25 protein-coding genes and 2 pseudogenes are annotated in these 25084 nt (G+C 57.1%); 15 read left to right on the top strand and 12 right to left on the bottom strand.

The window, feature by feature from the left end:
- Nucleotides 1-470: 470 nt before the first annotated feature.
- From AB4Z52_RS33150 to hlyD, 4 genes are read right to left on the bottom strand one after another with little or no spacing between them, the layout of a single operon-like run.
- Nucleotides 471-1583, bottom strand: coding sequence for an ABC transporter permease (locus tag AB4Z52_RS33150; RefSeq protein ID WP_442222092.1), 1113 nt, complete (start codon nucleotides 1581-1583; stop codon nucleotides 471-473).
- Nucleotides 1584-2726, bottom strand: coding sequence for an ABC transporter permease (locus AB4Z52_RS33145; RefSeq protein WP_442222091.1), 1143 nt, complete (start codon nucleotides 2724-2726; stop codon nucleotides 1584-1586).
- Entirely contained in the window at nucleotides 2723-4453 is a 1731-nt protein-coding gene (locus AB4Z52_RS33140) for an ATP-binding cassette domain-containing protein (protein WP_442222090.1), read from the bottom strand. Before AB4Z52_RS33140 ends, AB4Z52_RS33145 begins: the two co-directional genes overlap by 4 nt.
- A complete protein-coding gene (hlyD, locus tag AB4Z52_RS33135; RefSeq protein ID WP_442222089.1) occupies nucleotides 4450-5460 on the bottom strand; it encodes a secretion protein HlyD in 1011 nt (336 codons plus the stop codon). The genes AB4Z52_RS33140 and hlyD overlap by 4 nt, the downstream gene beginning before the upstream one ends.
- A gap of 352 nt (nucleotides 5461-5812) precedes the next feature.
- Between hlyD and AB4Z52_RS33130 the strand changes: the two are divergent.
- Together AB4Z52_RS33130 and AB4Z52_RS33125 are read left to right on the top strand one after the other, a co-directional pair.
- Nucleotides 5813-6169 (top strand): annotated as a pseudogene (locus AB4Z52_RS33130) (SDR family oxidoreductase); the annotation flags it as partial.
- Between the two features lie 291 nt (nucleotides 6170-6460).
- Nucleotides 6461-7087: a helix-turn-helix domain-containing protein gene (locus AB4Z52_RS33125; protein WP_442222088.1), complete on the top strand. Its 627-nt coding sequence runs from the start codon at nucleotides 6461-6463 to the stop codon at nucleotides 7085-7087.
- 93 nt (nucleotides 7088-7180) lie between these two features.
- Here the strand turns inward: AB4Z52_RS33125 and AB4Z52_RS33120 are convergent, their stop codons facing one another.
- Nucleotides 7181-7402, bottom strand: a complete 222-nt coding sequence (locus AB4Z52_RS33120; protein ID WP_442222102.1) for a carbohydrate kinase family protein — start codon at nucleotides 7400-7402, stop codon at nucleotides 7181-7183.
- Nucleotides 7403-7634: 232 nt separating this feature from the next.
- Between AB4Z52_RS33120 and AB4Z52_RS33115 the strand changes: the two genes are divergently transcribed.
- From AB4Z52_RS33115 to AB4Z52_RS33105, 3 genes are all read left to right on the top strand, one after another.
- A complete protein-coding gene (locus AB4Z52_RS33115) occupies nucleotides 7635-7883 on the top strand; it encodes a BrnT family toxin (protein WP_442222087.1) in 249 nt (82 codons plus the stop codon).
- The gene (locus tag AB4Z52_RS33110) at nucleotides 7880-8197 is read left to right on the top strand and encodes a BrnA antitoxin family protein (RefSeq protein ID WP_442222086.1); all 318 of its coding nucleotides are present in this window, start codon (nucleotides 7880-7882) and stop codon (nucleotides 8195-8197) included. Before AB4Z52_RS33115 ends, AB4Z52_RS33110 begins: the two co-directional genes overlap by 4 nt.
- A gap of 314 nt (nucleotides 8198-8511) precedes the next feature.
- A complete protein-coding gene (locus AB4Z52_RS33105) occupies nucleotides 8512-9183 on the top strand; it encodes an antitoxin Xre/MbcA/ParS toxin-binding domain-containing protein (protein WP_442222085.1) in 672 nt (223 codons plus the stop codon).
- Between the two features lie 240 nt (nucleotides 9184-9423).
- Here AB4Z52_RS33105 and AB4Z52_RS33100 read toward each other — a convergent pair whose 3' ends face one another.
- The 6 genes from AB4Z52_RS33100 to AB4Z52_RS33075 form a co-directional block, all read right to left on the bottom strand.
- Nucleotides 9424-9792 (bottom strand): Rid family hydrolase, encoded by a 369-nt coding sequence (locus AB4Z52_RS33100; RefSeq protein WP_442222084.1) that lies wholly within the window; start codon nucleotides 9790-9792, stop codon nucleotides 9424-9426.
- Between the two features lie 100 nt (nucleotides 9793-9892).
- The gene (locus AB4Z52_RS33095) at nucleotides 9893-10750 is read right to left on the bottom strand and encodes a LysR substrate-binding domain-containing protein (RefSeq protein WP_442222101.1); all 858 of its coding nucleotides are present in this window, start codon (nucleotides 10748-10750) and stop codon (nucleotides 9893-9895) included.
- A gap of 133 nt (nucleotides 10751-10883) precedes the next feature.
- Entirely contained in the window at nucleotides 10884-11954 is a 1071-nt protein-coding gene (locus tag AB4Z52_RS33090) for an ABC transporter ATP-binding protein (protein ID WP_442222083.1), read from the bottom strand.
- Between the two features lie 10 nt (nucleotides 11955-11964).
- Nucleotides 11965-12804: an ABC transporter permease gene (locus tag AB4Z52_RS33085; RefSeq protein WP_442222082.1), complete on the bottom strand. Its 840-nt coding sequence runs from the start codon at nucleotides 12802-12804 to the stop codon at nucleotides 11965-11967.
- Nucleotides 12801-13673 (bottom strand): ABC transporter permease, encoded by an 873-nt coding sequence (locus tag AB4Z52_RS33080; protein ID WP_442222081.1) that lies wholly within the window; start codon nucleotides 13671-13673, stop codon nucleotides 12801-12803. Before AB4Z52_RS33080 ends, AB4Z52_RS33085 begins: the two co-directional genes overlap by 4 nt.
- Before the next feature lie 92 nt (nucleotides 13674-13765).
- Nucleotides 13766-14842, bottom strand: a complete 1077-nt coding sequence (locus tag AB4Z52_RS33075) for an ABC transporter substrate-binding protein (RefSeq protein ID WP_442222080.1) — start codon at nucleotides 14840-14842, stop codon at nucleotides 13766-13768.
- Between the two features lie 258 nt (nucleotides 14843-15100).
- Here AB4Z52_RS33075 and speB point away from each other — a divergent pair, with 258 nt between their 5' ends.
- The 10 genes and pseudogenes from speB to AB4Z52_RS33025 form a co-directional block, all read left to right on the top strand.
- Complete coding sequence (gene speB, locus AB4Z52_RS33070; RefSeq protein WP_442222079.1) at nucleotides 15101-16153, top strand: agmatinase; 1053 nt, start codon at nucleotides 15101-15103, stop codon at nucleotides 16151-16153.
- A gap of 100 nt (nucleotides 16154-16253) precedes the next feature.
- A complete protein-coding gene (locus tag AB4Z52_RS33065) occupies nucleotides 16254-17036 on the top strand; it encodes a transporter substrate-binding domain-containing protein (RefSeq protein ID WP_442222100.1) in 783 nt (260 codons plus the stop codon).
- A 30-nt stretch (nucleotides 17037-17066) separates the two neighbouring features.
- A complete protein-coding gene (locus AB4Z52_RS33060; protein ID WP_442222078.1) occupies nucleotides 17067-17735 on the top strand; it encodes an amino acid ABC transporter permease in 669 nt (222 codons plus the stop codon).
- Nucleotides 17732-18379, top strand: a complete 648-nt coding sequence (locus AB4Z52_RS33055; RefSeq protein ID WP_442222077.1) for an amino acid ABC transporter permease — start codon at nucleotides 17732-17734, stop codon at nucleotides 18377-18379. The genes AB4Z52_RS33060 and AB4Z52_RS33055 overlap by 4 nt, the downstream gene beginning before the upstream one ends.
- 58 nt (nucleotides 18380-18437) lie before the next feature.
- On the top strand, nucleotides 18438-19406 hold the full coding sequence (locus AB4Z52_RS33050) for an ornithine cyclodeaminase family protein (protein ID WP_442222076.1): 969 nt from the start codon (nucleotides 18438-18440) through the stop codon (nucleotides 19404-19406).
- Nucleotides 19407-19645: 239 nt separating this feature from the next.
- Entirely contained in the window at nucleotides 19646-20056 is a 411-nt protein-coding gene (locus AB4Z52_RS33045) for a DUF2809 domain-containing protein (RefSeq protein WP_442222075.1), read from the top strand.
- Nucleotides 20057-20336: 280 nt separating this feature from the next.
- The gene (locus AB4Z52_RS33040) at nucleotides 20337-21854 is read left to right on the top strand and encodes a DUF4153 domain-containing protein (RefSeq protein WP_442222074.1); all 1518 of its coding nucleotides are present in this window, start codon (nucleotides 20337-20339) and stop codon (nucleotides 21852-21854) included.
- Between the two features lie 25 nt (nucleotides 21855-21879).
- Nucleotides 21880-22584 (top strand): response regulator transcription factor, encoded by a 705-nt coding sequence (locus AB4Z52_RS33035; RefSeq protein ID WP_442222073.1) that lies wholly within the window; start codon nucleotides 21880-21882, stop codon nucleotides 22582-22584.
- A complete protein-coding gene (locus tag AB4Z52_RS33030; RefSeq protein WP_442222072.1) occupies nucleotides 22584-23591 on the top strand; it encodes a HAMP domain-containing sensor histidine kinase in 1008 nt (335 codons plus the stop codon). The genes AB4Z52_RS33035 and AB4Z52_RS33030 overlap by 1 nt, the downstream gene beginning before the upstream one ends.
- Before the next feature lie 518 nt (nucleotides 23592-24109).
- Nucleotides 24110-24758, top strand: a pseudogene (locus AB4Z52_RS33025) (type II toxin-antitoxin system HipA family toxin); the annotation flags it as partial.
- Between the two features lie 28 nt (nucleotides 24759-24786).
- Here the strand turns inward: AB4Z52_RS33025 and AB4Z52_RS33020 are convergent.
- Nucleotides 24787-25084 (bottom strand): transposase (locus tag AB4Z52_RS33020; RefSeq protein ID WP_442222071.1); only part of this gene is annotated, 298 nt, incomplete at its 5' end.

Below are 25084 nucleotides of genomic sequence, written 5' to 3'. Positions count from 1 at the left end.
ATAATCCTTCAACTCAGCCACCTGTTATCAATCGATCAGGACCAGGCGTCTTCGTGTCGTTTCGGCGCGCCGGGATCCAAGAGTGAGATCGAAATGCCCCGTCTGCAATTGGAGGCGCGAGAGTGAATTGGGAGGCTTGCCCAAGCCTTTCGCGCCGAAGGCGACGGCAGAGAATCGGAGGCCGTCCCAATCCTCCATTCTATCCCCATTCCTAGGCTGCCGCACGGGATCCCGCTTGACGGTCATGTCTTGGATCCGACTGATTGGCTCGCTGCGAATTTCCCATGATCCACTTCGTGAGCGCCTTCAACTTGGGCACGTTCGGCTCATCGCGATCCAGCCAGTGGGATCCGGTGTCCGCACCTCGATCAATGGTCGAATACAAAGGATGTTCTTTTCGAAATGAGTAGCGGTGCCATAGCCTACTGCCAAGTTTCGCATCAATCAGAGATTTGAGGAAGTCCGTAGCGTTATTCGAGGCGACGTCGGAACAGCCACGACGCTGCCCCCAGCGTTACGACGGCAATCGCAAACAGCGGCAGCGTCTGGCGCAATACCTCGGACAGCGGGATGTCCTTCAGGAATATGCCTTTTACGATGACAAGAAAGTAGCGCATCGGGTTGACGACCGTGATCGGCTGCAACCAGTTTGGCATGTTTTCTATGGGAGTTGCGAAGCCGGATAGAAGGGTCGCCGGCACTAGAAACAAGAACGCGCCGAGGATTGCCTGTTGCTGGGTCATCGACAGCGCCGAAATGAAAAGGCCGATACCTGCGATGGAGGCGAGATAGAACAGTGAACTTGCGTAAAGAAGAACGAGTGATCCGCGCAGCGGAACTGCGAAGATGAAGACGGCGGCGAGAATGTATACAGTCATGTGAAAAAGGCCGATCAACATCGGTGGAGTGAGCTTGCCGATGACAATTTCGTGCGTGCGAAGCGGAGAAACCATCAATTGGTCGAAGGTGCCGAGCTCACGCTCTCGTGCGATGGAGAGCGCGGTTACGATGAGCCCAATCAGTAGCGCGATGTTCGCGATGAGATTTGGCACCATGAACCATTGATAGATGAGGTTGGGATTGAACCAGTAGCGTGGCACGATTTCTATCATCGCCGCCGCCCTCCGTTCGCCCGCGGGTGTCTCGTCGGCCAACGCCAGTACGATCTGGGTGATGTAGCCGGAAACGATCTGGGCAGCGTTCGATCGACGCCCGTCTAATAGGATTTGCACGTTCGCCGATTCTCCGGCTTCGATGGTGCGAGAAAAATCCGGGCCGACTGTGATCGCAGCAGTCACCCTCTGGTGGTCGATGGCGTCGCGGACCTCCTGCGGACTGTCCGTAAGCATGACATGTCGGAATCGCGGCGACCCCTCGATGCGTTCGACCAGTTCCTCGCCCCAGTGACCTGCATCTCGATTGAGAAGCATCAAATCGACGTTGCGAACCTCGAGTGTCGCCGCATAGGAGAACACCACGAGCTGGACGATTGGTGGCCCGATTAGGATAGCGCGACCCTTTGGGTCACGAAGCACCGCCAGCAATTCCTTCCATACAAGTGCTTTGAGTCTCGTCCACCACATCTAGGCGATCCTTTTTCGCGTGCTGCGGGCCGCGAGTACGAAGAAGATGGAGCCGATCAGGAACATCGCTCCGATCGCGCGAAGGAACATTGGCCAGATGTCGCCGGCCAGGAAGACGGTCTGAAGACAGGGGATCAGATAGCGGGTCGGCACCGCAAAGGTGATCCATTGGATGACCTCAGGCATCGAATTGATCTCGAACAGAAAGCCGGACAATAGAAATGAGGGCAGGAAAGCTGTGATGAGAGCCATCTGTGACGCAAGGAACTGATTTTTCGTCGCCGCCGAAATAAGCAGTCCCTGCCCGAGCGCCGGGACGAGAAAGGTCGCAGAAAGCAGGTAGAGAGCGCCCACGGACCCGCGAAACGGGACGCCGAATACGAACACGGCGAGCAGGACGCAAAGCGTCATCGAGGCGAGCGCGAGTATGAAATATGGAAGAATTTTCCCGGCCAGAAGTTCAATGGCTGTGACAGGCGTCGCCATAATCGCTTCCATTGTGCCACGTTCCCATTCTCGGGCTACCACGAGCGACGTCAGCAAGGTCCCGACAAGCGTCATGATGATCGCGATGGAGCCTGGAACGAGAAAGGAGCGGCTCATCAGCTCCGGGTTGAACCAGAAGCGCTGCTCGACCCTGATGGGTGGCCCCTGTGCTGCGGTCTCCGATTGTCGCAGTTGCCACCAGGTCGCCACGGCACCCTGGACGTAGTTCTGCACGAAATTGGCGGTATTCGGGTCGGACCCATCGACGATCACCTGGACCTGAGGACGAATTCCCCCCGCGAAATTGGTGGTGAAATCGGCGGGAATGACGATGATGCCGCGGACGCGCGATAGTACGAGATCTTCCTCGAATTCCCGTCGGTCGCGCCCCGTCGTGACCGAGAAATAGCGGGAAGCCTGGAAGCTCGCCGCCAGATCGCTAGTCAGGGGCGTCACATCTTCGATGACGAGGCCGACGCGCGTCTCCGTCGTGTCCAATGAGATGCCATAGCCGAAAAGAACGAGCAGGATCAGCGGAAGCACGAACGCGATCAGAATGCTGCTCGGATCGCGGATGACCTGAAGGCTCTCCTTGCGCACGAGCGCGACAAACCGAAGGGCGCGGCCGGATTGCGATCTATCTCTGGAATCGCTCATGTCACATCCCTCACTTCAGAGCCTTGCACGAGCGCGATGAAGGCGTCTTCCATCGTCGGATCGGGATTTTCCGCCGTGACGACGCTCGCCTTCAACTCATCCGGGGAGCCAAGAGCGATTGAGCGACCGCGATAGATCAGAGAGATGCGATCGCAGTATTCGGCTTCGTCCATGAAGTGCGTTGTGACGAGAACGGTCACGCCTTTCTCAACGAGACCGTTAATATGGGTCCAGAACTCGCGCCGGGTAATGGGATCGACACCCGAGGTGGGTTCGTCCAGAAATAGAGCCTGCGGTTCGTGCATCACCGCGCAGGCCAGCGCCAGCCTCTGTTTCAGACCAAGTGGAAGATCCTTTGCCGACATCGATAGGCGCGGCCCGAAGTCGAAAATCGACGTCATCAACTCGATGCGCTCACGCTTCCTGTTGCCCGTGAGACCGTAAACCCCGGCAAAGAACTGAAGGTTCTGCTGAACGCTCAGGTCGCCGTATAGCGAGAATTTCTGCGCCATATAGCCCAAACGGTTGCGCGCCTGGGCGGCATCGCGGCGCAGATCAAAGCCCGCCACGCGTCCTTCGCCGTCCGTTGGCTTCAACAGACCGCAGAGCATTTTGAAGGTCGTCGATTTACCGGCACCGTTCGGTCCCAGCAGCCCGAATATCTCACCGCTCGGAATGTCGAACGTGATGTTGTCCGCAGCCGTAAAATCCCCGAAGCGCTTGACCAGTCCTCTGGCCTCGATTACCGGCCCATCGTGCCTGTCCTTTAAGGGAGCCTGTGCATCGGCGAGCTTGGAGCGTCCGCCCGGCCCTCCGCCCAGCATGTCGACAAAGGCGTCTTCGAAGCGGGGTTCGGTGGGACTGACCGTGGCGTCGCCACTAGCCGTGAACCGGCCCTCTCGACCTGGCGCCGTCACCAACCTGATCGCCTCGCCCTGGATCCCGCCGTCGATGACACCGGTCTCATCGAGCAGCTTCGCCAACAACGATCGCCTTCGGCCCGTGACGTCGGTAACCCGGTAGACGCGGTCCCTGACCCGATCAGTCAATTCCTTCGGCTCGCCTGAGAACAGCAGCTTGCCCTCGTTCAGCAGAAGAACGCGATCACAAGCTTCCGCTTCGTCGAGATAGGCGGTCGACCAAACGACGCCGACCCCCTCCTTGGTCAGGTCCTCGACCATCTTCCAGAGATCGCGTCGGGAAATGGGGTCGACGCCGACGCCAGGCTCGTCGAGAAGCAGCAAGCGAGGCTTCTTCAACAGCGCGCAGGCCAGACCGAGTTTCTGCTTCATTCCTCCGGACAGCTTTCCGGACAGGCGGCTGGCAAATCGCTTGAGATCGGTAAATGTGAGTAGTTCGTCGTAGACGGCCGCCCGCTCCTGTTTCGGAAGACCGCGCAAATCGGCGTAAAGGTCGAGGTTTTCCTGCACGGAAAGGTCTTCATAGAGACCGAAGCGCTGCGGCATGTAGCCGATGGCTGCCTGAATGTCGGCAGAGCGCTCGCGCGTTCCGAAGCCTAGAACATCGACCTTACCGGCATCAGGCAACATCAGACCGGTCATCAATCGGATCAGCGTCGTTTTCCCAGCGCCGTCCGGCCCCACCAGCCCAGTGATCTCACCGCCGCGGATGGAACCAGACACCTGGTCCAAGGCGGGCTTGGCCTCACCGAAGCGCTTGGTCACACCGTCCAGACGGACGAAATCGGCAGCTTGAATGGCATTCATTTGTTGTCTGCCTTCATCGTTGGGAAGCGAAGCGTCACAGGCATTCCCTGGCGAAGATCCTGACCGGGCGCGTCGATAACGACGCGAAGCCGATAGACGAGGTCGGTGCGAAGCTCCGGCGTCTCCACGGACTTGGGGGTGAATTCCGCGACTGGTGAAATGAATCCGATCGTTCCATCGTAACTCTTGCCAGGATTCGTATCGGATGCGACTTTGACTTTCATCCCCGGATGGACACGACCGAGATCGACTTCCCCGATATAGCTGCGTACCCAAACAGGCGCACTCAGGGACAGGACGTATACTGGATCGGAGGGCGATACGATCGCCCCAGGCTCTTTGATCCGTGAAAGGATAACGCCGTCATTCGGTGCGCGAAGCTCAGTGTCGGCAAGAGAGGACCGGGCCGTGAGGAGTGCTGCCTCTGCCGCCTTTACCTGTGCGGCCGCGGCGGCAATGTCTTCCGAGCGGCTACCCTCTTCCAGGAAGGCAAGCGCCTGCTTCGTCATATCCGCACGCGCCGCAGCCATCGCTCTTGCTGCAGTCGCCTCATCCAGGCTGGCCTCGGAGATCGTCCCCTGCGGCCGCAACCGCCGCGCCCGGTCGTAAGCGAGACTTGCATTTTCCAGGTCGGCGATGCTTGCGTCGTGGGTTGCCTGCGCCTGGGCGATTTCGGTCTGTCGTGGGCCAGCCACCAGCTTCTCGTGCGTCGCTTTCAGTGCCGCGACATTCGCTTCCCCCAGACGCACAGAGTGGTCGTAAATATCGTTGTCGAGGCGGGCCAAAAGGTCACCACGCTTTATCACGTCACCTTCGTCGACTCTCGCATCGTCGATGCGACCACCGACGCGGAAGGCAAGCGATACCTGGCGAATGTCGATATTGCCATAGAGGACCAACTCCTCGGCGGTATCCCGCGAGATTCTCAAAGCGGCAGGCACATCATACTTCCACGCTCCAGCACCCAAGGCTGCCAGAACGATCACAATCGGTATGGCTTTATTCATTTCTGTCTCCTGTGGCGGAATGTTTTTGTCCAATGGACGACGGCGTCGGATTGGCATTGGGAGCGTCAACGCGCACTTAGCTACCGAAGTGGCCTTCACTGCTAGCCCAACCTTGGTTTGCGTTGACGGGGTCACCGATCACGGACCGCGCATGCGTGTCGGCCGAAGCGCGTGGCAACCCTTTTGTCCAACGGGAACACGTGAACCGCACTGGCTGTTGCCAAGCTGGAGCAGCGTGCTGACATTTATGTCCGCACGCTGCTATGCTATATCGAGGCCCTTGGCGGCACGCCGGAGATCACCGCGCGCTTTCCCGACGCCTCCGTCAGCATCAAGAATTTCAGCGAGCCCGAGCCAGGCTGGACGACGCGGCGAGGCAGTGGTCGCGGTCTATTGTGCGACAAAGGCTGCCGTCATCTCGTTAACCCAGTAGGCCGGGTTAGATTTGATCCGGCACGGGATCAACGTCAACGCCATCGCGTCCGGCGTAGTCGGTGGCGAACATTGGGACGGCGTGGATGCGAAATTCGCAGAATACGAAAACCGCCCACTTGGCGAGAAGAAGCGGCTGGTTGGCGAGGCCGTACCCTTCGGTCGAATGGGAACGGCGGAGGACCTGACGGGGATGGCAATATTTCTCGCCTCGAAGGAGGCGGATTACATCGTCGCCCAGACATACAATGTCGACGGTGGCAATTGGATGAGCTAGCGGCTATCAATCGCAAAGGCCGGGTTCATTGTAGTCGGAACCAGCAGGAAGAGCACTCCAACCAGATCGACCCGGTCCCGCGTTGCGGAGAATGAAGCGTCCCAGCTGGCGCCGAAATTCGAGCAGGTCCTGACCGCTGAACATGACACCTTTCTCTGGCGGATCGACGATTATCCCTGGGCGCGTTCGCTCTGGAACTTTCATCCAGAGTTCGAGATCCACCTCATCCGCAGGTCATCCGGTACAGCCTATGTCGGCGACTATATTGGTTTCGGACCCGGTGACCTGACCGTGATTGGCAGCAACCTGCCGCGTGATTGGGTGTCGCATATCGGTAAGGACGACACGATCTCGGGGCGGGATCTTGTCGTCCAGTTCGATCCTGACAAACTGCGACAGGCAAGCCAACATCTACCGGAGATGAAGCGTCTCAATGGCCTCCTGGCCGCCGCTCAGCGAGGAATTAGATTCTCAGGGGCTACCGCACAGCGTGCGGCGCGTCTGCTGGAGACTATTGGCAAATTCGACGGATTGGAAAAATTGATCCGCTTCCTGAGTCTTCTGGAACTAATGGCAGATTCCGAGGAATACGAGGTTCAATCTTCACCTGAATTCGCCCCCAACATCGATGCCGTCGCCTTGAACACCATGCAGCGCGCCATTCTCCACATCCACGGTCACTTTACGGAAAAAATCCAACTCCCCGATGTCGCCTCTGTTGCCAATATGTCAACGAACAAATTCAGCCGATTCTTCAGCAAGAATACCGGTCGCAGTTTTACCGACTATGTTGTCAGTCTACGCATAGGACGGGCTTGCCGACTGTTGTCGGAGTCTGACAAGTCTGTCATCGATAGCGCGATCAGTACGCACTGCGCGCTTGACTATACCGGTGGATTTGTCGTGGGGGTGGGGTGATGTCAGCGCTGATTGTGACCCGCTTTCTTTTCAAATTATTGCAAAAATCGGCGTCTTGCGCTCCGTCAACGAGGGTCAACCTTCGGTGCGGATTCACAGTTGCTTCACCAGCCGCGCATTTACCTGCGCCTTGTTCGGCAGAGCGGTGCGTGCGCCGATCACGGAAACTGCGACGCTTGCCGCGGCGCATCCGAAAACTAAGCTGTCCCTGAGTGAAAGGCCGTCGAAACAGGCGGCCAGAAGGGCCCCGTTGAAGCAGTCGCCTGCGCCGGTTGCATCAACCATTTTAACGGGAAAACGGGATGTTCCGCGGATGTGGTTCCATCGCAGGCGATCGAACCAGCAGCACCATGGCGACGACCATGATCGTTGGACCCCGATTCAATATCGATAGTGATTGTTTTGGCCGCATATTTGCGAGACGAGGCATTTGGCCACCGTTCCGTCGGCTAGTGACGGGCGGCGTCGACGGTGAACGACATCCAGCCGAGAATAGCCGTACACGTTTATTGTTGATCGTCAGATTATTTTCGTGTACGGATAATATATGAAGATAATAGGGGACGAGCCGAAGCGGGTCGCCAACTTTCAAAAACACGGCCTGGACTTCGCCGACGTCGTGTTTTTCGACTGGGCAGGTGCGGTGATCGAGACCACCCATTCCCACCGCATGAAGGCGGTGGGACATTTTGAAGACGGCACAGCGGTTGTGATCTTCGCAACGTTAGGCGCCGAAGCGATGTCGATCATCAGCTTTCGACCGGCAAGCGAAAGAGAAAGGAAGGTCCTGCGATGACAGCCAAATATCATACCCAGAAAGACTTCAAACCAGGCCAAGGCTACGCGAGGGAGGATTGGGACGCAATTGACAGTCCCGAGCTCACCGACGAAGAACTCGCCAGAATGAGGCCTGCCAAGGACGTCTTGCCTAAGGCCTTTTTTGAAGGAATCGATGAGGCCCGTCGTGGGCGTGGGCGTCCGAAACTCGAAGCCGCGAAAATCGCCGTCACTCTGAGGGTCGAACCTGATGTGCTCGAGAAGTTCAAACATGCGGGGGCTGATTGGCGTGCTAGAATGACAGAAGCGCTTCGAAAAGCCGCTGGCCTTTAGGCCAGCGCGTCGCCGCCTCTCGTTGACGAGAATCACCCGAAGGATCGGCACGTGGCCGCCGCGGCTGCAGCGATCGGAGCCGGCACTATCATCACGTCAAACTCCGCGACTTTGCCGATCTTTCGCCCGGCATCGTTGCCATAGCGCCAGACGATTTTCTTGTCTACCTGATGGACAGATCCGGACAGGCTCTTGCAGGCGCTTGTCGTACAAGCCGCAGGCTACCGTCGACCAACTTTGTCCGTCGTAGAGCTTATTCATTCAGAACAAAAACTGGCCTGGCGACGCATTGCGGTGGTCGGCTGTTCTTCGTGATGGACAATTATTCCCTCTACAAGGCCAATCAACATATCGTTCCGGCCGACGATCCGAAGCGCTGGCCCCGCGACTGCGACAAGATCCAGGTCTGGAAGCTCGAGGAGAAGCAATCGAACGTGGATCTGGCGCTTCATCGCTACGACGACGCCCTGAGCGGTGACGTCGACCTGGCGGTGCTCGTCACCAACGATACCGACCTTGTGCCGGCGTCGGAGATGTTGCATGCGCGTTGCCCGCACATCATCCGCGGCTTGGTGATCCCGACGCGCAAAGTCGGCGCGGCCGGGGATCTCGAACGCGAGGCAAACGTGTCGCTGGCGAAGCTGGCTCATTGGGTCAGGCGGCATATCTCCGATGATGAGTTGCGGACGTCGCAATTGCCCGATGTCGTCCCCGGGCGTCGGCGGGCCAGCGTCAAAACGCATTCATGGTATGCGAAACCGCATCACCTCGCCAAGATGCTGGAGATGGCCCGCACGGTGCTGCGCACCGAAGGCGATGTCCTGAAATGGGCGCGCAGGGAGAGCGCGCGTCTCTGCGGCCGGCGCCCGATCGATCTGATCGAGACGGATGCCGGCGCGGTGGAGGTCTTCGACTACATCGAAGCCTACATCCGCGACCAGCTCGACAAGGCCGGCGATCAGGACGATTTGTCCTCGAAATCCTGAACTTCACGGGCGGGAAGGGAGCGCGAGGGATGGGGCTTCGGGGCATCCCTCGTCCTGGTACGCGCCACTCGATTCGGTAAGGGACAGGCAAACGGCAAGCATCGGCGGCCAGGCTCATGACCTTGCAAACACAAAGGGACGCCCGATCTTTGCGGCGAGGCGTCCCTGTTGGAAAACGCGCGGTGACAATCTTCAAATAGACAAGCCGGCTTGCAAGCGCGACCACCTCATAGTCTTATTTCAAATTGCCCATGCGGCGGCAACGTCTATTCGCACAAAGCACTGGCGCGGAAGGTCTTTGCTTTCTCGTATGAACCGACGGGGCGTTGCGTCGCTGCCCATCCAGTTATCCCATATCACATTCAGCTCGGAAAAATCGTTGATGTCCCGAAGGTCAATGTTGGCAAGGATCAAATGAGATCTGTTCCTACCAGCGCCCTCGAGGAAGGAGTCGATGCCAGTTAGAATGCTACGCATCTGCTCGCCAAATCCCGTTCGGTCGAAATTGCTTGCCGTCTGGGCCAGCAGAAAGATTTTGCCATCGCCCGATAGATCGCCGGCTTCCATGTCCATGACTTCAACTACATCGCTATCAAATATGTTGATCAATCCGCCAGCATCATGCCGAATTTCACGCCACTATGATGTGGATGACTACTCTCGGGAACCGTCCTTTCTATTGAACGGCTATAAGCAATCCTGAAGTTGTTTAGCCTGCGGTGACAGAAGAATGTCTCGCGATGAATTCGGCAAGATGGCGTGCACCTTCCGAAACTTCAGCTTGAGAGTAAAACCCAATTTCTATGCGCACAGGACCGGGCAGGTCCGTCGATCTGTCTAGTGCGCGACAACCGTCAGGAATGGTCGCAGAGATCATCGGGCCAATTCCAATGCCGACTCGAACCGCGGTTGCCATCGCGACCAAAGTCGAGGCGACGCAGGCGGTCTTCCATTTGATGTTCCTCTGAGCAAGCGTCGCGATCATTTGCACGTGCCAGGGGCAGTCATCATGAAATATGATCAGCGGCAGCGGACGGCTTCCGTCGACAACAAAATCCGATCGGACAATCCAAAGAAGATACTCAGTCCAGATAAGCAGAGGTTTTCGGTTAACGCAGGTGATATCACACACCACAAGATCGAGTTCACCTGCTTCAAACATATTCGCCAGCCGTCGATTGGGTTCGACGAGAATATCGATCTCCACTTTAGGGTTTTTGTCGCGGAACTCGCGAAGTATATCAATAAGGCGGGTTGCAGCAAAATCCTCGACGACGCCGAGACGAACCCGACCTTCGATTAGTTTACCAGTGAGGCGTTGGGCGACCTCATCGCTGAGGCTGACTATCTCGCGCGCATAGGCCGTCATGATTTGCCCTTGCGCCGTCAGTTCGAGACCTTTGGATGATCGAGAAAACAGTGCGACGCCGACCAGATCTTCCAGCTTGCGGATCTGCATGCTGACCGCCGCCTGTGTTCTGTGAAGCTTGCTCGCGGCGCCGTTGACGGTACCAATCTCGGCGACTGTCAGGAAGGCACGCAGCAGATGAGGGTCAAGGTCCAGCATGACAATCAATTATCCAGTGGCCGAACGACGGCTCGTCGGGACGACCGACACCGAAATGCGACGTCGGCGCTAGCTTCTCCCAATATCGAGGAGCCGACCAGATTTGCAACTGCTTTGTCCCGACCGGTCGTCGCTATCCCTGCAAATCAAAGATATTGCTAGCCGAATGGGATAAGGTGACCTTCACCGGCTGGCCGATTTCGAAACGACTATGCGGCTGGTTTGCGCAGCTAGCAAACACGCAATCGCCGCCTTTGATCTCAACAAAGACATGCCGTGAACTGCCCAGCTTGACGATGTCGACGATCCTGCCGCCGTCCGGCGCGCCATCATCGGTGGACGGCGACAGCTCTATACTTTCGGGCCGGATGCAGATTTCCGCCGCATCAGTCATGCGGTGATTGCTCGACACTGGAACCGTCCATCCGGCCTCGGATCGAAAGATAGCTGCACCACCCTCGCCCTTCAGTACGTTCCCCTTCAGCCAGTTTGCTCGCCCCATGAAGTCTGCGACGAACCGGGTTGCTGGACGCCAATAGACATCGTCAGGTGTTCCAGATTGCAGGATGGTTCCGGCGTTCATAATGAAGACGCGCTCTCCAAGGCTCATGGCCTCCTCGTGGTCATGGGTGACGACAATCGCGGTCGATCCGACGGCGGCCAACACCTCCTTTAGCTCGGATCGCAACTCGTGGCGCAATTTCGCATCCAGCGCCGACAGCGGTTCGTCGAGAAGAAGCAGACTTGGCCGAGTTGCCAGCGCACGAGCCAAAGCAACACGCTGCTGCTGGCCCCCGCTCAACTGCTGGGGGCGCCGATCGCCGAAGCCGACGAGCTGCACAATGGACAGCATTTCAGCGACGCGTTCTGAGACCACGGCTGTAGGATATCTCCTGTGCTTAAGGCCGTAGGCTATATTCTGTTCGACAGTCATGTGGGGAAAGAGAGCGTAGTGCTGGAAAAGAAGGCCGACATTGCGCTCGTACGGCTTTAGGCCTGCCATCGACTGCCCATTGATCTTTATAATTCCGCTGTCGGGACGTTCGAACCCGGCGATCAACCTCAAAAGAGTGCTCTTTCCGCAGCCGCTGGGGCCAAGCAACGAGATCGTCTCTCCGCTCTCAACCGAAAAGGAGATACCATCCAGCGCTAGAGTTTCACCGAAGCGTTTATGAACGCCTTCAAATTCTACAGCCAAAGTCATAGTCGTGTCCTTATGATCGAAACAGGCCCTGACCGATGACCCTGTCAAAGCCAACGACCCGGTCGAGGATGAAAATGAGGGCGACGGTGGCCGCCATCATGATGACGGCCGCGGCAGCGATCGTCAGATCGAAGGCCGCTCGCATATTGCTGACAAGCCTCACAGGCAAAGTGGTCGAGGCTGCATCGCTCAGGAATAGGCTAACCGAGACATCATCCATCGAAATCGCAAATGCAAAGACAGCGCCGGTAAAAATGCCGGTCTTCATCAACGGCAATGTCACGGTCCAGAAGGCCTGCCGTTCTGTGGCGCCGAGGTTCATGGCTGCCTCCGTCAACGTGCTATCGCTTCCCTGCAAGCTCGCCAGACCCGTCCTTATGGAATAGGGAATCGTTATGATGACGTGCCCGACGAGAAGGCGCAGGAAACCGTTGGACAGCCCAGCCTTTGAAAGAAACAGGAGCAATCCAAAACCAAGAACGACAGGCGGGACAATCAAGGGCGACAGGAAAAAGGCTGCCAACAGCGAGTTGCCCCGAGCATTGCGTTTGGCAATGTTCACCGCCGCAGCGGTTCCGGCAGCAACGGAAACGAAGGTGGTAGCCAAGGCGAGTTCGAGGCTTGTTTTAAGACCGGATAGGATATTGTCCTGAGAGGCAAGCCGGTTGAACCAGTGAAAGGACAAGGCGGGGGGTGGCAGCGAGCCAAGATAAGTTCTCGCATCGAAGGCCATCAGGCAGGTGACCAGTAGCGGAACGGTCAGAAAGGCAATGCCGAGACAAAGCGTACCGTAGGTTGAGCCTTTGGCGATACGATCGACAGTCCGCGTGATAATTGTCCTGTGCGTCATCCGATCGCCTTTTGCTTGTGCGAGAGCGAGACGGCGGCAATCACGCCAAGGGCGGTTGCGAGCATGACGATGGAGATTGCCGCTCCGCTTGGATAGTTGGCGATGTCACTGAATCGCGTATAGATTACGTTTGACATGAAAAGAACGCGGCCTCTGCCCAACACCATCGGGATGACAAACGCGCTGATGGCAAAGGTCAGCGAGACTAGCGCACTCGACACGATGGCGGGCGCCGCTAATGGAACCGTGACCGTCAGATGAGCTTTCCAAGTCGGCGCGCCCAGTGATTGGGCAGCGTCCACGAGGCGAGGATCAAGCGACTGAACCGCGCCTACCAGTGTGAGGGTCGCAATTGGGATAATGGAATGTAGGAGCCCGGCGACTACGACGAAGTTGATATAGCCGCGCCGGTTTGGCGAAATTCCAGCCCACACCAGCACTGGTCGCAGGATGCCGACAGACCCGAAGGTCAGTTCGATCGCGTATGTCTTGATCAGCACACTCGAGAGTACCAAGGTGATCATAAGGCCGACCACGACGGTTCGCGTCGTCGGAGAAAATTGCCTGACTATGAAATAGGCCAATGGAAAGGCGATGATTTGGCCAATGACAGATGAAACAGCTCCGATCCAGAAGGTCGTCCACATCACATCCGCGAAGGCGTTATTCCAGAGCTGGGCATAGCTGGCAATTGTGAAAGCAGCGTCGTCGAGGGATCCGACGCGACCCGGGGCGAACTCTTTGAGGCTTTCGAGGAGAAGGGTTCCAAGTGGTGATACAAACCCGAAAAGCAGCAAGAGCATTGCAGGAACGGATAGCAGCGCGCCATTAAAAGCCGCCGAACGGAAGAGTGACCGTGCCTCTGTCATACCTGCGACGCCCCGCTTTAATCATTCTCATTCAGATATAGACCCGAGGAAAGGTGAGGCCCTGTTGGGCCACTGCCTTTCCTCGCAAAAGGCTAGAGCAGAGGGGCGATGTCCTGTTCCCAGCGTTTGGACCAGCTATCCTGCTGTTCAAGAACGATGTTGTAGTCAGGTACATAGACGAAGCTTGCGAATTCCTCAGGCGTGAAGGCCAGATGCTTCAGGGTGTCTGGCGTTGTCGCCTTTCGGTTCAGCGGCGCTTCTCCAGCCACCTTGGCATAAAGGCTGTTCATTTCCGGGCCGATTGCGAAATTTATGAAATCGAGCGCCGCCTTGCTATTCGGTCTGTTCTTCAGAACCCCGAAGCCGCTTTGATAGAGGAACGCCTTAAACCCGGCGCTCTTGGTCATCCGCGTCACGGGGAAGCTCTTGGCAACCGCTGCCCAACCCGGTTCGGCGAAGAAGCCGACCGAGGTTTCACCGGATGTCAGCGAATTGGTAAAATCGATGTCGGTGATGGCGACGCGTCCAATATTTCCGGATTTGGCCAACTCTATCATTAGCTTCCAGCCCGGCTCCATGTTGGTTTCGCTACCACCGGCATGAAGTGCAAGGGCAACGATCTGCAACATCATGCTTTGGGTAGGACCAGGCCAGCAAATCGCGCCCTTCAGTTTGGGACTGAGAAGATCGTCGATGGTCATGACCTCGATCGGGGCTATATCCGTTCGCGTACCGAAATACATACCACCGACCGCACGAGGGACCGCCTTGATGTTTCCCTTGCCATCGCGAATGATGATTTTTTCGGGAAGATCGGCAAGATTGGGCATGTCTGCGGGATCGATGGTTTCGAGCCAATCCTCCTTGACCATGCTATTGAAAGAACCCTCCCAGCCGGCAACATAGTCAAAGTCGGTCTTCGGCCAGCTCGCCTTGATTTTTGGCAAGATTGCGCCGGCCCCGCCCTGGTGCAGGATCCAGTCAAAGGAGCTGGCGCTTTGCGCTGCTGCGATTTGTTTCATCGCTTCGACCACATCGCCGCCCCATTCGACAGCCGTCAGTTTTGAATCCGCGGCGAAGGCAGACCGTCCAACGCCCGGGATAATCCCGGCTGCTCCCGCTACCAGAGCCGAGCCGATAAGGTCGCGTCGCGTTATTTTGAATACCATGGTCAGTCCCCTTTTTGTTCTAGTCTCATTGTTTGTCGCAGGGAGCTTGATGAACCAGCCGGACAGCCGGTAGTGGGAAAAAAATTTCGGGGTTATAAGGATTTCTAAATGCCCAGCGAGCCCGAGTCCTGCAAACGAAGGCCGCGACCGCGCGTAGCTATCACTTATCGTTATACATCCGCGAAAATTTTCGAGGTTCCGGGTCAGGGCATATCGCGATCATTGTTGCCGTCACGAACTTCATGTGAGGACAGGAATGTGACCATCGACCAGCGCCACCTTGACGACTTACGGCGAAAGTTTGGAAATTCGGCGGGCGGCGAGATGCTGGATCCGCACTTCCGCGCCGTTGCCAGGAGCGTATTCAAGGACGGCGATAGCAGGAAATGGCCTTTTGCTGATCCGGCGACGCTGCTGGATGCCCGGTTCATTGAAAACGGATTGCGGCCTGAGATCCTCAACGATCTGGATGTAGCGCTGATCGGGGTTCCCATGGACCTCGGGGTTACCAATCGGGCTGGCGCCAGGCTCGGACCGCGGGCAGTGCGGGGGATCGACCGGGTCGGACCCTATGAGCATGTGCTGAGAGTTGCGCCGATGGGCAGCCTGCGCGTTGCCGACGTCGGCGACGTGCCGATGCGGAGCCGCTTTGACCTGGCGGAGTGCCATGCCGACATCGAGGCTTGCTATCGCATGATCGCCGGAACGAAAGCAATCCCGCTGTCTGTTGGAGGAGATCACTCGATCTCCGGTGCCATCCTCAAAGGACTGGCGCACCGGCAGCCGGTCGGAATGATACATATCGATGCACATTGTGACACGGCTGGGCCGTATGAAGGATCTAAATTTCACCATGGTGCGCCATTCCGCGAGGCGGTGCTTGCCGGCGTCCTGGATCCCCACCGCACCGTCCAGATCGGCATCCGCGGCGGCGGCGAATATCTCTGGGAGTTTTCGTTTGCATCCGGCATGACGGTCATTCATGCGGAAGAGGTGGCCGACATGGGTATTCCGGCTGTCATTGCCAAGGCGCTTGCAGTCGTCGGCGCGGGCCCGACTTATTTGACCTTCGATGTGGACAGTCTCGATCCCGCTTTCGCGCCGGGAACAGGCACGCCGGAGACAGGAGGCCTGCTTCCGCGGGAAGTTCTTGCCATGTTACGCGGCTTTAAGGGTATCGACCTCGTCGGCGGAGACGTTGTCGAGATCGCTCCCCAATACGATGCCACGACAAACACCGCTCAGATTGCAGCGCAGGTTCTTTTCGAGATCCTTTGTCTTGCCACGTTCAAGCCGCGCCGCGACGTCTGACGGGCCGAAAGCTGGACTATCGACCGGCCGACCAACGAAGCAGCGGCCGCTATTCACTTGAAAACGCTTCGAGATAAATGGGGACGACACGACCATGAATATGAAGTTGAAAACCGCCCTGACGATGCTTGGCGTCGTTAGCCTTCTCGCCACCGCTGCCAAGGCGGATGACCTAGCCGATGTGAAAACTGCGGGTCAAATCAATGTCGGCATTTTTTCGGATTTTCCGCCGTTTTCTTCGGCAAGTTCCGACATGAGCCTGAAGGGGTACGACATCGATGTTGCCCAAGCAATCGCGACCGCCCTCGGCGTCAAACTCAACCTCCTGAGCGTAACGGGCCAGAACAGAATTGCCTATCTCAATGATAAGCGCGTCGATATCATAATGAGCGTTGGATATTCAAAGGAACGCGCCGCTGTTATCGATTTCGCCGCCGCCTATGCGCCCTACTACATCGCGGTTATCGGACCGGCCGCACTGAAAGTTTCAGGCAAGGACGATCTGGCCGGCAAGACGATCGCCGTCAATCGCGGCACGCTTGAGGATACCTCGTTAACGGCGGCAGCACCTCAATCCGCTGACATCAAGCGTTTCGAGAACTACAATTCCGTTATCCAGGCTTTCATCTCCGGGCAGACCCAGTTGATGGTCGTTGGCAACGATGTCGGCGCTCAGGTTTTGGCGCGTCAGGTGGAGTTGAAGCCCGAACAGAAGTTCCAGCTTCTGACGTCGCCTTCGCACATCGGCCTGCGCAAGAACGAGGACGCGCTCAAGAAAGCAGTCAACGACGTAATTGCCACCATGGAGACGGATAAATCGTTGGACACCGCTTCGAAATCCTGGCTGAAAACGCCGCTCAATCCCGCCGATCTGAAAGATTGACATTACTGTTGACACAGGGCGGGTCGCCAGATGAGCTACAACCTCGATTTCGCGTGGGTGCTAAATAACATCGACGCACTCGCGCAAGGTGCAGGCACGACGCTGATCCTGACAGCTTGCACAACTGTCTTCGGAACCGCTTTCAGCATTTTGGGGGCGGCCGCCAAGCGCGGCCGTCATCCGTGGCTTCGTGCAATCATCGGATTCTATGTCGAAGTCATCCGCAACACGCCCTTCCTCGTGCAGCTTTTTGTCATTTTCTTTGGCCTGCCAAGTCTGGGAATTCGCTTTAATCCCCTAACGGCAGCAGTCCTTGCCATGACGCTCAATATGACTGCCTATACGACGGAGGTGGTCGGTGCTGGCCTCGATGCCGTCCCCAGAGGGCAGAGCGAAGCAGCTATGGCCCTTGGTTTGCGACCTCGTCAGGTGTTTTCCAAAGTCATCCTGCCGCAAGCGATGAAAGTGATCTTTCCCGCACTGACAAGCCAAATCATCATTATGATGCTGGAGTCGGCGGTCGTATCGCAGATCTCGGTCCGCGAGCTGACCCAGGAAGCCGATATTTTGCAGGCGCGTACCTTCCGTTCTTTTGAGACCTATTTCGTGGTCACGATGATCTATCTCGGGATGTCCGCCTTAGTGCGTCGCGTGCTGCGGTCAACCGCCAGGCGCTCATTTGGGGTCTGGCCGTCATGATCGACTTCACCCTTTGGGATATTCTGCGCAATCTGCTCTTCGCGACGCGCTGGACCATTCTTTTGTCGCTCGTGGCGTTCGTGGGCGGCGGATTGGTGGGGTTGGTGATACTTTCTCTAAGAATTGCAGCGTCGCCCTGGTGGCGCCGATTGGGAAGCGGCTACATCGCGCTGTTTCAGGGAACGCCGCTTCTCATGCAGTTATTTCTAACGTTCTTCGGATTGCCAATGCTTGGTTTTCGGATCGCTCCCTGGACCGTGGCAGCTCTGGGTCTGACCTTCTATGCAAGTGCCTATCTCGCTGAAATCTGGCGGAGCGGCGTTGAAGCGTTGCCAAGGGGGCAGTGGGATGCCGGCGCCAGTCTTGGTCTTCATCGCTGGCAAGAGCTCCGCCTGATCATTCTGCCGCAGGCTTTTTCCATTACACGAGCGCCGGCGGTCGGCTTTCTCGTGCAGCTGATAAAAAGTACGGCGCTAACGTCAATCATCGGTTTTGAGGAGCTCATTAAAACCGCCAATGCGATCAACAATGCGACCTTCGAACCATTTAAGGTCTACGGCTTTGTGGCCATCATTTTCTTCGCGCTCTGCTTTCCGCTGACCTGGTACGCAAGACGCCTGGAAAAGCAGGCTGCTCTGCATTGACGCAACCTGCCTACCCCGACACGGCGTTCCGCGCACGCCATACATTATAGGATCCGATATGTCCGACCCACGTGCAATGATTGTAGATTCCGAGACAACAGCGCAGCGTCTACCCCTCATGGAGCTTATCGAGGTGTTGAGAGAGGCATTTGCCAAGGGATGTAGAACACCACTGCGACATCACCATACAATTACACAGCCGGGTCAGGCCCCGTCCACACTTCTACTCATGCCCGCCTGGCAGGAGGGAGTTGAAGGCAACGGTTATCTTGGCATCAAAATCGTGACGGTCGTTCCCGGAAACGTCGCACGAAAACTGCCCGGACTGACCTCCACATATATGCTGTACGATGCGATGTCAGGTGTTCAACTCGCACTTCTCGACGGGAATGTAATCACAGCGAGGCGCACTGTCGCGGCCTCCGCGCTCGCAGCGACCTATCTCGCGCGCGAGGATTCAAGCCGTTTGCTTGTGATAGGCGCGGGACGAGTGGCGAGCCTCATTCCCGACGCCTATCGCGCCGTGCGAAATATCCAACGTGTGAATGTATGGGACGTCGACCGAGGCAATGCAGAAAGGCTTGTCACCAACTTGAGAGATCGTGGGCTCGATGCAGAGATTGTTGACAACCTGGAAGAGGCAGCCGCCGCCGCCGATATTATTAGCGCCGCAACCCTAGCGACCGCGCCGCTTATTAAGGGCCGGTGGCTGAAGCCAGGAACCCATGTCGACCTTATTGGTGGCTTTACACCCAATATGCGCGAGGCGGACGACGATGCCATTCGGGTTTCGTCGATTTACGTCGATACGAAAGATGCTCTGCACGAGGCTGGGGACTTGATTCAGCCGATCGAAAGCGGCGTCCTGCGTCCTGAACGCATCCTTGGCGCGCTCGACGAACTGTGCCGTGGCAAAATACGCGGGCGGGCTTCGAAAGAAGAGATCACATTATATAAGGCGGTTGGAACAGGTTTAGCGGACCTGGCAGCGGCTAAAATGGTATTTGAAGGGTTCCCAGGCAGTTGATGTCAGCGCCAAGAGCCGTCAAGTCACATTCGCTTCAAGCCATATAATGCGAAACACTTTGCCCCATCGATCACGAGGAGATCCGGCTCCGTGGATTGATCGCGCTCGTTGGGCCAACGCCGGTCGTTTGATTCAAGCGTGCCTTTTTGAAAGTGCATGCACGGGTTGCGGCCGCCCCCGATTGAAGCTAATCCTTCGCGCGATCACCTATGCTGCTCCCGTTCAAGCGCGGATATCGAATGAAGAGATGGAAGTCGCAGAGAATTCGCGCCGCCATCGCCGCGCTCGTGGTCATCGGTTGCGGCTTGGCATTGCGCAAGTTTGGGTATGCGGTGCATCTGCCGTTCGTCGTCGTGAAATACGGCGGTTCCTGCCTGTGGGGAGCGATGGTCTATTTCCTGCTTGCGTCGTTGAGCGGCAAAACCAAAGCTTTCAATCTTGCCATTGGCGCCTTTGCAATCGCGTTGGCAGTTGAGCTCTTCAGGTTATTCCACACGCCCTGGCTTGATGCCTTCCGCGTGACAACCGCCGGCGCCCTGCTGATCGGGCGCGTGTTCTCATTCTGGAATATGCTCTTTTACGCCCTTGGCATCCTTGCAGCCTTCGCGATCGATCGCTGCTACCTGTCTCGAGCCGCCAGCGCAGGCTGACGACCCGGGCCTATCCCGGCTCGGGCGATTGCGAGCCGTCGATGGTCTTCGCCACTTTCCTCATTCGCTGCTCATCCTCTGCACAAATTTTGCAATCGCAAACCGCAACCTGTGTGCATGAACAACAATGATACCCCGACCCTGGTCACAAGACGTCAACTGCCGGATCGCGTTCGGGCGGATAGCTGGTGGTTGATCGATGATGACGGAACTGAACGCGAAAACGCAGCACCGCAAACCGCTTTCAGCCTTATCCTGGGCGGCTTGAAGGAGAGACCTATTGACCGAGACAGCCCTCATTCCAAGCGTTCAAGGATCGCCGTGGTACGGCAACTTTAAAATCGCCACGCTGCTTGGCCTTGTCGCCCTGGCGGATTTCCTGATTTTTGAACAGCAAGCGGGCATCAATCTCCTGCTGTTTGCAATAACGGTGACCATTGGCGTTCTACTGCCCGCGTCTACACGCCTTTCCCTTTTATCAACGACACTGTTGTTTGGTCTTTCCGTCCTGGCGTCTCTGCCCTTGGTCGTAGCGTCTTCGGTGGCAGGCATCCTGATCTCAATTCTTTTCGTGATCCTTGCAGCACTTGCCTCTTCAAGGCTTATGCCAGCCGTCCCATCCGGGCTGCCATTGGCTGTCCTTCGTTTTGTGCTCGCAGCGCCGTTGAGGCTTGTCGAAGACTGGCTGAAATACATCGCCACCGGCGCCACCCGGTCGACGGCAAACAGACTGTCGCAACGCTTGGCCCCATGGGCCATGCCGCTCATCCTCGCATCCGTGTTCCTCATCCTTTTCGCAATGGCCAATCCGTTGATCGAGGAGGTCTTGCGGAAGATCGATCTTACGGTTCTGCTCCGGTTCCTCGATATCTGGCGGATCGCCTTCTGGCTTTTGATCGCAGCAGCCGTTTGGCCGATGTTGCGGCCGCAGCTCAAGCATCTTGGTGCCCGATCGAAAGTTGCCGAGCCGGTTGCAAAACTTCAGGAAGACCGGATATTCGAATACGCGTCAGTATTGCGCGCGCTGGCTGTCTTCAACGGACTCTTTGCTGTGCAGACATCTCTTGATCTCATCTATCTGTGGGGCGGGGCCGACCTTCCTGATGGAATGGGTCACGCCGAATATGCCCACCGGGGTGCCTATCCTCTTATCGCAACGGCGCTCCTCGCCGCCGCCTTCGTGCTCATCGCCATGCGCCGCGATGGTCCGGGGGACAGGAGCAAGCTGATCCGTGGGCTCGTCCATTTCTGGATCGGCCAAAACATCCTTCTTTGCATTTCCTCGATCCTACGGCTCGATTTCTACGTAGAAGTCTACTCACTGACGGAGTTGCGGATCGCCGCCGGCGTCTGGATGGGTCTTGTGGCCGTCGGCCTCCTCCTGATCTTTCTGCGCATTCTGCTCAACAAGTCCAATGAATGGCTGATTGCCAGCAATCTCGCAGTGCTGATTGCAGTCATTTATGTCAGCGCATTGATTGATTTTCAGGCGCTCATTGCCCGGTTCAATGTCGAGCATAGTTTCGAGATGACCAATCAAGGCATACCGCTCGACACTCGATATCTGCTTTCGCTTGGGCCTTCAGCGCTCCCGGCACTTGATCACTACATTGCCGCTCTGCCCGTCGGCGAAACCGCTAAGATGCACGAGGCGCAGATCGTCAGGGGTATGTTAGCCGGCAATTTCGATCTTCGCTCCCGCGATTGGAGAAGTTGGACTTTTCGCAAAGCGGCAACCAAGCGTTACCTCAGCGAAAATCCGGCGGTTGCAAGATGGGGAGAGAACGATAACAAGTGACGTTACGGCATCTATAGGATCCTTCATGGCCCAGCGCATTCTCGTCGTCGATGACGAACCCCACATCCGCGATGTCATTTGCTTCGCGTTGGAGCGAGCCGACATGACGTCGACAACCGCCCGCAACGGCATTGAAGCCATGATGGCCTTTCGTCGCGGCAACATAGATCTTGTCATTCTGGATATCGGCATGCCGGAGATGGACGGCCTCGAGGTGTGCCGCCACATTCGCAAGACATCCACGTTACCGATCCTCTTCCTCTCTGCCCGCGACGAGGAGATTGATCGCGTGCTGGGGCTGGAAATCGGTGGTGATGACTACGTCACCAAGCCCTTTAGCCCGAGGGAACTCGTCGCACGCGTCAAAGCGATACTGAAGCGCACGGGCAAGGGCGGAATTTCCACGGAACAAGGCGACGGTCAACTCACAGTCGGAGACATTCGCCTTGATCGTGGTGGCCGCACGGTTCGCTTTGGTGATGCCGGCATCGCACTCACCGCACTGGAATTTTCGATCCTCGAGGCCTTGTTGGCAAGGCCAGGCATGGTGTTCAGCCGGGATCAACTGATGGAAGCTGCCTATGGTGTCGGCACCTATGTTGCCGATCGCACCGTCGACAGCCACATTCGCAACATAAGGGCAAAATTCACAGCCGCGGGATGCCCAAGCGTCATCGCGACCGTTCATGCCGTCGGCTTCAAGCTTGGCAGCACGGAAGGGAAGATCTAATGCCTTCGTCGAAGATCAAAAGCAAATGGCGGCCGCCACTGGCTTTGATCGTTTATGCTGTGCTTCTCATCGTCCTGGCGCTGCCAATCGTCATCGTCATCTGGTTTCGCGCCATGGAACCGACATCCGGCCGCATGGCACCTACCGAGGTGACCGCACTTGTGGTCGCTCTCCTCTTGACGCTTGTTGTCGGCTATGTGCTGACGCGCACCATTACCCGACCGTTGGTCGCCCTGATAGCGCGTACCGATGCGATCGCCAGAGGCGGCAGAGAGGCTATTCGTCCGCTTGAAAGCCATGGCACGCGCGAGATCGCCACATTGTCGCAAAGCTTTCTTACGCTTGCCAGCCAGTTGGTCGATCGCACTGAATACGTCCGTTCATTCGCCGCGCACGTCTCCCACGAACTCAAATCGCCGTTGACCGCCATAAGGGGAGCATCCGAGTTGCTGCGGGATGACGAGGGTGAGGGGCTTATGACCAAGGCACAGCGCCGGCATTTTCTCGACAACATTATTGCCGATGCCGAGCGCCTGGATAAACTGCTGGTTCGTCTTCGAGAGCTCGCACATGCCGAGCTGCCGATGATACAAGGCCAGACAAGCGCTGCCGATGCAAGGTCGGAACTGGTCAAGCGCTTTCCCGGGCTCATGGTCGCAAGTCGTGGCGATATCCGCGCCCCTATTGCCCTACCACCCGAAGCTATGGGTATCGTTCTCGACAACCTTGCACAGAACTCTCTTGAGCATGGCGCGACGATGCTGGAGCTTCAGGTGTCTGTCGAGGGCCGCACAGTTAAGATTGTCGTCTCCGACGACGGCAGCGGCATCCCCGACGTCAACCGCGATCTCATTTTTCGGCCCTTTTTCTCAACGCGGCGTGAAAGCGGTGGCACCGGCATGGGCCTTGACATCGTACGTGCAATGCTGGCATCGCACGGTGGATCCATTAGATTGATTGACGCTGGCGGGGCTCAGTTCGAGATCAGCCTGCCAACCTGCACCTGACCACAGGCGAATTATCAGAACGGGCGATCTCGGCTGCAGACCATTATGCCGCGAAAAGCAAAGCGATGAAATGCCATCTGGGCATTGTCAACGTCGTTCCAGACGAGACCTTATGCGATGTTTCAACACAGACTAAGAACATAGATCCTGAGAGAAAGTGTGTGTGTTTAGTACGCTTCCACAATTTGCAATGTGGAATTCTTCCGGCATGTCGTCACCTTGGCAAAAATTGGCAAACTGCGGACGGCAAGCAAGGCTGGGGGGTTGGGTAGACTGCTTGCTAGAGGCCAGAACCAGCAAATTTGTGGCCTTGGCGGCGGCCCTGATTGGCGGTTGCGTTGCATTGTATCAAACCTTTCTTTGGTCCAAGGAGGCGGGTAGAGCCAGGGTGATATACTAATTATGACAATTTAACATAAATTTCATTTATAAATCAGTACCTTAACCACGAGTCGAAACGCTTAGCAATACCGACGTATGTCACTATCGCGTATCTGAAATACGCGAAAGTTACATATATGCCCCTCCATCTTGTCGGTGAAAACATCGATAAAACCCGCGCCCACCGCCAGGCGGAAGCGGGCAAGCTCGTCCAGATGATGCGCGGTATTTATATCGACGCCGACGACGATATAGACCAGACGGTGCGCACCCACGCGGTACGCATCGCTAAATATCTCTATCCGAACGCCAACCACGGCCGCCAGCGCCGTACTGCTCTGGCCGATGCGCGATGGTCGCCTGTTCCTGACCGGCCGCCGTGTGCAACGGCAGCGCATCAGGACGCTCGAAATCATCCAGAACAAAGCGCCGGATCACCCGTCCGTCGCGCCGGCCGTGGTTGGCGACGACATCGGCGAATTGCGCGTCGACATGTCCTCGCTGAGGCAGCGTTTTCTGGAAGCCTTCCGCATTCGCAGCGAACATGCAGCGTCCTTCGATGAAGCGACGCGAGAGGCAATTGCCGCGCGCCTGATCGAAGAATACGGCAGTCCGGACAATGCCGCCGATGCGGTGTTCAAGCTCGCCCGTGACAATAACTGGCTTGACGAAGGGCGCGCCGCCGAACGCGCCCTCAAACGCAAACCGGGCGGCGGCGGCGCCGTCGCCAATCAAGCCGCTCTGGATCTGATTGTCGCGTGGCACGGCGCGCCGATCGGCAACCTAGTAGCGCGTTTTCTTGGTTTGAATCATATCAAGCCTCGGCGAGCTTGTAGGACCAAGTATGGATGACGGGGTGGTTATTGACGTCGTCGATGCCGGCCATGATGCGTTCCCTGAGCTCGTGCTTTGAACTCACCCGGATGTGGCGCAGGACGGAGCGGGCGAACTTGGAGAAGAAGCCCTCGATGAGGTTAAGCCAGGAGCCGTGTTTAGGGGTGAAGGTAAATTCGAAGCGGCCTGCCGGTTGTTTATCGAGCCAGGCTTTGGTTTCTTTCGAGATGTGTGCGGAATGATTGTCGAGGATCAACCYGATCGCGGTGCCGGCCGGA

Origin of the sequence: Rhizobium sp. 2YAF20, from assembly GCF_052114685.1 — a bacterium.
In the GTDB taxonomy this organism is placed as follows: Bacteria; Pseudomonadota; Alphaproteobacteria; order Rhizobiales; family Rhizobiaceae; genus Rhizobium.
The sequence above is the reverse complement of the archived record's forward strand: the minus strand, read 5'-3'. Positions and strand labels throughout refer to the sequence as shown.

Coding starts and splice junctions, on each gene's coding strand:
- AB4Z52_RS33150 (WP_442222092.1), bottom strand. CDS start 1,583: ATGTGGTGGACGAGACTCAAAGCACTTGTATGGAAGGAATTGCTGGCG.
- AB4Z52_RS33145 (WP_442222091.1), bottom strand. CDS start 2,726: ATGAGCGATTCCAGAGATAGATCGCAATCCGGCCGCGCCCTTCGGTTT.
- AB4Z52_RS33140 (WP_442222090.1), bottom strand. CDS start 4,453: ATGAATGCCATTCAAGCTGCCGATTTCGTCCGTCTGGACGGTGTGACC.
- hlyD (WP_442222089.1), bottom strand. CDS start 5,460: ATGAATAAAGCCATACCGATTGTGATCGTTCTGGCAGCCTTGGGTGCT.
- AB4Z52_RS33115 (WP_442222087.1), top strand. CDS start 7,635: ATGAAGATAATAGGGGACGAGCCGAAGCGGGTCGCCAACTTTCAAAAA.
- AB4Z52_RS33110 (WP_442222086.1), top strand. CDS start 7,880: ATGACAGCCAAATATCATACCCAGAAAGACTTCAAACCAGGCCAAGGC.
- AB4Z52_RS33105 (WP_442222085.1), top strand. CDS start 8,512: ATGGACAATTATTCCCTCTACAAGGCCAATCAACATATCGTTCCGGCC.
- AB4Z52_RS33095 (WP_442222101.1), bottom strand. CDS start 10,750: ATGCTGGACCTTGACCCTCATCTGCTGCGTGCCTTCCTGACAGTCGCC.
- AB4Z52_RS33090 (WP_442222083.1), bottom strand. CDS start 11,954: ATGACTTTGGCTGTAGAATTTGAAGGCGTTCATAAACGCTTCGGTGAA.
- AB4Z52_RS33085 (WP_442222082.1), bottom strand. CDS start 12,804: ATGACGCACAGGACAATTATCACGCGGACTGTCGATCGTATCGCCAAA.
- AB4Z52_RS33080 (WP_442222081.1), bottom strand. CDS start 13,673: ATGACAGAGGCACGGTCACTCTTCCGTTCGGCGGCTTTTAATGGCGCG.
- AB4Z52_RS33075 (WP_442222080.1), bottom strand. CDS start 14,842: ATGGTATTCAAAATAACGCGACGCGACCTTATCGGCTCGGCTCTGGTA.
- AB4Z52_RS33065 (WP_442222100.1), top strand. CDS start 16,254: ATGAAGTTGAAAACCGCCCTGACGATGCTTGGCGTCGTTAGCCTTCTC.
- AB4Z52_RS33060 (WP_442222078.1), top strand. CDS start 17,067: ATGAGCTACAACCTCGATTTCGCGTGGGTGCTAAATAACATCGACGCA.
- AB4Z52_RS33055 (WP_442222077.1), top strand. CDS start 17,732: ATGATCGACTTCACCCTTTGGGATATTCTGCGCAATCTGCTCTTCGCG.
- AB4Z52_RS33050 (WP_442222076.1), top strand. CDS start 18,438: ATGTCCGACCCACGTGCAATGATTGTAGATTCCGAGACAACAGCGCAG.
- AB4Z52_RS33045 (WP_442222075.1), top strand. CDS start 19,646: ATGAAGAGATGGAAGTCGCAGAGAATTCGCGCCGCCATCGCCGCGCTC.
- AB4Z52_RS33035 (WP_442222073.1), top strand. CDS start 21,880: ATGGCCCAGCGCATTCTCGTCGTCGATGACGAACCCCACATCCGCGAT.
- AB4Z52_RS33030 (WP_442222072.1), top strand. CDS start 22,584: ATGCCTTCGTCGAAGATCAAAAGCAAATGGCGGCCGCCACTGGCTTTG.